The sequence below is a fragment of the Micromonospora sp. NPDC051296 genome (genome assembly GCF_040682255.1).
GTDB classification, from domain to species: Bacteria; Actinomycetota; Actinomycetes; order Mycobacteriales; family Micromonosporaceae; genus Micromonospora; species Micromonospora craterilacus.
The window spans coordinates 1-5,095 of record NZ_JBFBAO010000443.1 but is presented as its reverse complement, the minus strand read 5'-3'; the positions used below and the strand labels follow the sequence as shown (position 1 = coordinate 5,095).

Below are 5,095 nucleotides of genomic sequence, written 5' to 3'. Positions count from 1 at the left end.
AACATGTGGTGCGCCCAGACGCTCATCGACAGGCCGGCGATGGCGATGGTCGCGGCGACCAGGCCCTTGTAGCCGAAGATCGGCTTGCGGGAGAAGACCGGGATGATCTCGCTGATGATGCCGAAGAACGGCAGCGCGATGATGTACACCTCGGGGTGGCCGAAGAACCAGAACAGGTGCTGCCACAGCATCGGGCCGCCCGTCTCCGGGCTGTAGACGTGGGCACCGAGGAGACGGTCGGCGGCGAGGGCGAACAGCGCGGCGGCCAGCAGCGGGAAGACCAGGATCACCAGGAGGCTGGTGACCAGCATGTTCCAGGTGAAGATCGGCATCCGGAACATGGTCATGCCGGGCGCGCGCAGGGTCAGGATCGTGGTGATCAGGTTGACCGCGCCGAGGATGGTGCCCAGACCGGAGATGGCCAGACCGACCACCCACATGTTGGCGCCGACGCCCGGAGCGTGCTCGCTGGTGCTCAGCGGGGTGTACGCGGTCCAGCCGAAGTCCGCCGCGCCGCCCGGGGTGAGGAAGCCGGCGGTGGCCATGGTGCCACCGAACAGGTAGAGCCAGTACGCGAAGCTGTTCAGCCGCGGGAACGAGACGTCCGGCGCGCCGATCTGGATGGGCACCACGTAGTTGCCGAACGCGAAGACGATGGGCGTCGCGAAGAACAGCAGCATGATCGTGCCGTGCATGGTGAACAGCTGGTTGTACTGCTCAGGCGACAGGAACTGCAGCCCGGGCCGGGCCAGCTCGGCCCGCATGATCAGGGCCATCAGGCCACCGATCATGAAGAACACGAACGCGGTGACCATGTACATGATCCCGATTTGCTTCGCGTCCGTGGTCCGCAGCAGCCGCGCGATGGCCGACCCCTTGACCGGCTCCCGGACCGGCCAGGGCCGGGTCACGACCGGCTTGGGTGCGACGGTGGTCACGAGTGGCCTCCGGTTCTGGGTTGTCCCGCTCGGCACACGCTGTCTCTGCGGGCCGTTATCCGCAAGGAGGATAGTCCCCGGCAGGTGGCAGTCCCGCGTGGGGTCGCCGGGGGTGGATCACAGCGGGCCGAGGAGCAGCCGGTAGTGCTCGCCGAAGATGCGGTCGCCGCGCCCGCGCAGCAGCGGGTCGCGCAGCGCCGGCGGGACGTCGCGGGTGCGGTTACGGTCCCGGGTCCGGTCCCGCACCCACCGGGTACGCGGCCGGCGGCGACTCTCGTAGCCGGTCAGCGCCGCCTCCACGCTGCTCGCGGCGTGCAGCGACTCGGCGAGCACCACCGCGTCCTCCAGGGCCATCGCGGCACCCTGGGACAGCGTCGGCGCGGTGGCGTGGGCAGCGTCGCCGACCAGTAGCACCCGGCCCCGGTACCAGCGCCCGAGTTCGACCTCGTCGGTGGTCGTGACGTGCACCCCGTCGAGCGCGTCGAGCACCTCCGGCACCGGCCCGCCGTAGTCGCCGAACAGCTCGCGCAGTCGGGCCTTCGGGTCGGCCGGCGGTTCGGTGCCCGCTTCGTCGGCGTAGCAGTGCAGCCGGCCGGCGCCGATCGGCACCACGAGAAAGCCGCAGCGCTGCCCGAGTAGGGCGGTCCACTCGTCGACCGCCGGGCCGTGGCGCACGACGCCGCGGTAGACCACCTGGCCGGCGGGGCGGGGCGGCCCGCCGAGGGCGGCCAGCGCACGGATCGAGGAACGCGGCCCGTCTGCGCCGATCACCAGGTCGTACTCGGTCTGGGTGCCGTCGACGAAGGTGACGCCGACACTGGCCGGCAGCAGCTCGATGGTGCACACCTCGGCGCCGTGCCGGACCGCGCCGCCGGCCCCGCTCAGCAGCACCCGGTGCAGGTCGGCGCGGGGCAGCGCGCGGCACTCCCCGACCCCGGCCCAGAGCGCGTCGAGGTCGACCGCGCACAGCGGCGCACCGGCCGCGTCGAGGAAGCGTTGCCGGTGGATGACCTGCCCGAACGGGCGTACCGGACCGTCGAGGTCGAGCCGGCGCAGCGCCCGGGCCGCGTTGCCCGGGAGATAGAGGCCGGCGTCGGTGAGTTCGCCCGGCGGCGCCTTGTCGGTAACGTCGGGCCGGAAGCCCGCCAGGCGCAGCGCCCGGGCCACGGCCAGGCCGGCGATGCCCGCGCCGACGACGAGGATGCGCAGGGGGGAGCTACGCATGGGGGTGTACGCCTCCGGAGGGGTTCGGCACGCGTTGGAGGCAAGACACTACTCGGCGCAATCGGCGCACACCAGAGGCAAACCGGCCGCTGGCGGCGCCCCTCGGCGCGCTCGGCTCCGCCCGTCGGCGCGGCCCGCCCACCACCGGGGGATCGCCGGGTGACCGATGGTCGCACCCGTGGCACACCTCACATTTCCCCTCATTAGCCCGCACCGGTTGCGCCCATTGTTTCAAGGATGTAAATGTGACGATGAGCATGGGAGCGCTCCCGGGCCCCACCCCCGTCGGCGGGCGTTTCCGACCGCTCCGTCCGCAACCCGTCCCGGCGTCCAGGTGACGCCGCAGCGCAAGGAGCATCATGAGACGTCCCCTGCGGGCCATCGTGGCCGTCGGCCTGCTCGCCGCCGGCTCGATCGTCGCCGTGGCCCTCGGCGGCACCGCCTCCGCCGACACCCAGATCTGCGAGCAGTACGGCACCACGGTCATCCAGAGCCGGTACGTGGTGCAGAACAACCGCTGGGGCACCAGCGCCCAGCAGTGCATCAACGTCACCAGCACCGGCTTCGAGATCACCACCCAGAACGGCAGCAACCCGACCAACGGGGCACCGACGGCGTACCCGTCGATCTTCGTCGGCTGCCACTACACCAACTGCTCCCCCGGCACCAACCTGCCGATCCAGGTGAGCCAGATCAGCAGCGCGAACAGCAGCATCAGCTACCGGTACGTCAGCGGGGCCATCTACAACGCCTCGTACGACATCTGGCTCGACCCGTCGCCGAGGCGGGACGGGGTGAACCAGATGGAGATCATGATCTGGCTCAACCGGCAGGGCCCGATCCAGCCCATCGGCTCCCCGGTCGGCACCGCCACCATCGACGGCCGCAGCTGGGAGGTCTGGCGGGGCAGCAACGGCTCCAACAACGTCATCTCGTACCTGGCCCCGTCGGCGATCAGCAGCGCGAACCTCAACCTGCTGGCCTTCATCAACGACACCCGCAACCGGGGCGCGATCACCAACTCCTGGTACCTGACCAGCATCCAGGCCGGGTTCGAGCCCTGGCAGGGCGGCGCCGGACTGGCGGTGACCAACTTCTCGGCCGCGGTCAACGGCGGCGGCAACCCGACCACCCCGCCGCCGAGCAGCCCGCCGCCCACCACGCCCCCGCCGTCGGGCGGCGGCGCGTGTGCGGTGAAGTACACCGCCAACTCGTGGAACAACGGCTTCACCGCCGACGTGCAGATCACCAACACCGGTTCGAGCACCATCAACGGCTGGACCCTGGCGTACTCGCTGCCGTCCGGGCAGCAGGTGACGAACTCCTGGAACGCCACGGTGACCCAGAGCGGCTCGTCGGTGACCGCCCGGAACCTGAGCTGGAACGGCACGCTCGCCCCCGGCGGCACGGCCAGCTTCGGCTACCAGGGGACGCTGAGCGGGGCGTACTCCTCCCCGTCCAGCTTCACCCTCAACGGCACGGCCTGCACCCGCTCCTGAGAGCAAGGAAGGGCCCCTTCTTAACGCCTCGTGCATAGGAAGGGGCCCCTCTTAACGCCACTGGCGGGCCGGTCAGACTCTGGTGAGGCGTACGGCGTCGGCGATGACGTAACCGCTGGCGGAACTCCATCGGCTCACCGCCACCCGGTTGGCGTCGCCCGCCGGCAGCGCGAAGGTGCCGAGGCCGCGCCACTGACCGCCGCCGGTGCGTTGGTCCACGTAGACGGTCTGGTTGCCGCCGCTGGTGGCGACGATGTACGGCGTCGACCGGTTGTAGCCGGCGTCGGCCGGGTACCAGACCTCCACCCGGTAGTTGGCGCTGGCCGGGACGTTGAACCGGTACCAGGCCACGTCGCTGGCGGCGACCGGGTTGGCGTACCGGTAGTCGGCCCCGTAGCGCTGCCCGGAGTACGACGAGACACCCCAGTTGGCGCTGGCGGTGAACCGCCCAACGGTGGTGTTGTCCACCGTCGCGCTCCACGCGGTGCCGCCGGACATCCGCGCCGCCACGTCGGCACGCATCACGTTCAGGTCGACGAACGACGGGTCGATCTTGCCGGTGGTGCTGGTCTCCCGGTGCCCCCGGGCGTGGCTGGCATCCCGGCCGAGCCGGGTGAGCACGGCGGCCGTGGCGGCGACCGAGGCGTTGTACTGCGCGGCCGTCATCGACTGGCTGACCCCGTTGTAGTCGATCTCCCAACCGATCATCAGGGTGTTGCCGTCGCCGGCCGGGATCGGCCCGCTGCCGCCGCTGGCGCCGGCATGGTTGCAGCGACCGGCGGAGATGACGTGGAAGACGCCGTGGTAGTCGACCAGCGCCTGACAGAGCGGGCCGGCCAGGTCCGGTCGACCGTTGATGCAGATGTTGAGGGCCGGGTGCGGGTTGCTGGCGCTGGAGGTGGCGGCGGTGTGGTGCCAGAGCACCCCGATCGGGTCGAACGAGCCGGGGCGCATCCGGTTGAGCCAGTCGCCCTCCACCACCACCTGCACACCGGCGCCGCGCAGCACGTCCACCAGCCAGGAAATGGTCGCCATCAGGACTCCCGGAGCAGGTCGGCCAGGCACTCGGCCGGCGGGGCGGCGCTCGCGGCGGCGGGCCGGGCGAGGAGGGTGAGCGCGGCGGCCACCAGGGCCGGTACGCCGAGCAGCCCTCGGCGGCGCAGACGGACGGGGCGGGCAGAGGCCATGGCAACCCTCCGGACGACGACGGATGTCGATATTTGGCCGAGACGGTACAGCGCGACGGCCGTCGATGTCGATGGTCTTCGTCCGATCAATCGCCTATGAAGTTTTCCGACGCGGCCCGGGCCGGCCGCGACCGCCGCAGGTCAGGACCCGCCCAGGGCGTCGATGTCGCGCATCTCCTCAGCGGTCAGCGAGAAGCCGAAGACGTCGGCGTTGGCCCGGATCCGCTCCGGGGTCACTGACTTGGGG

Annotated in this window: 5 protein-coding genes and 1 pseudogene; 1 reads left to right on the top strand and 5 read right to left on the bottom strand. The window is 71.0% G+C overall.

What is annotated here, in order from left to right:
- A partial coding sequence (locus tag AB0M52_RS30335) for a cbb3-type cytochrome c oxidase subunit I (RefSeq protein ID WP_363960827.1) occupies positions 1 to 938 on the bottom strand: 938 nt, incomplete at its 3' end.
- Between the two features lie 117 nt (positions 939 to 1,055).
- Complete coding sequence (locus tag AB0M52_RS30330) at positions 1,056 to 2,162, bottom strand: FAD-dependent monooxygenase (RefSeq protein WP_363960825.1); 1,107 nt, start codon at positions 2,160 to 2,162, stop codon at positions 1,056 to 1,058.
- 359 nt (positions 2,163 to 2,521) lie between these two features.
- Here AB0M52_RS30330 and AB0M52_RS30325 point away from each other — a divergent pair, with 359 nt between their 5' ends.
- Positions 2,522 to 3,661: a cellulose binding domain-containing protein gene (locus AB0M52_RS30325; protein WP_363960823.1), complete on the top strand. Its 1,140-nt coding sequence runs from the start codon at positions 2,522 to 2,524 to the stop codon at positions 3,659 to 3,661.
- A 72-nt stretch (positions 3,662 to 3,733) separates the two neighbouring features.
- Here the strand turns inward: AB0M52_RS30325 and AB0M52_RS30320 are convergent, their stop codons facing one another.
- The 3 genes and pseudogenes from AB0M52_RS30320 to AB0M52_RS30310 all read right to left on the bottom strand — a co-directional run.
- Positions 3,734 to 4,696, bottom strand: coding sequence for an N-acetylmuramoyl-L-alanine amidase (locus AB0M52_RS30320; protein ID WP_363960821.1), 963 nt, complete (start codon positions 4,694 to 4,696; stop codon positions 3,734 to 3,736).
- Positions 4,696 to 4,848, bottom strand: a complete 153-nt coding sequence (locus tag AB0M52_RS30315) for a hypothetical protein (RefSeq protein ID WP_199523706.1) — start codon at positions 4,846 to 4,848, stop codon at positions 4,696 to 4,698. Before AB0M52_RS30315 ends, AB0M52_RS30320 begins: the two co-directional genes overlap by 1 nt.
- A 141-nt stretch (positions 4,849 to 4,989) precedes the next feature.
- Positions 4,990 to 5,095, bottom strand: a pseudogene (locus AB0M52_RS30310) (aldo/keto reductase); the annotation flags it as partial.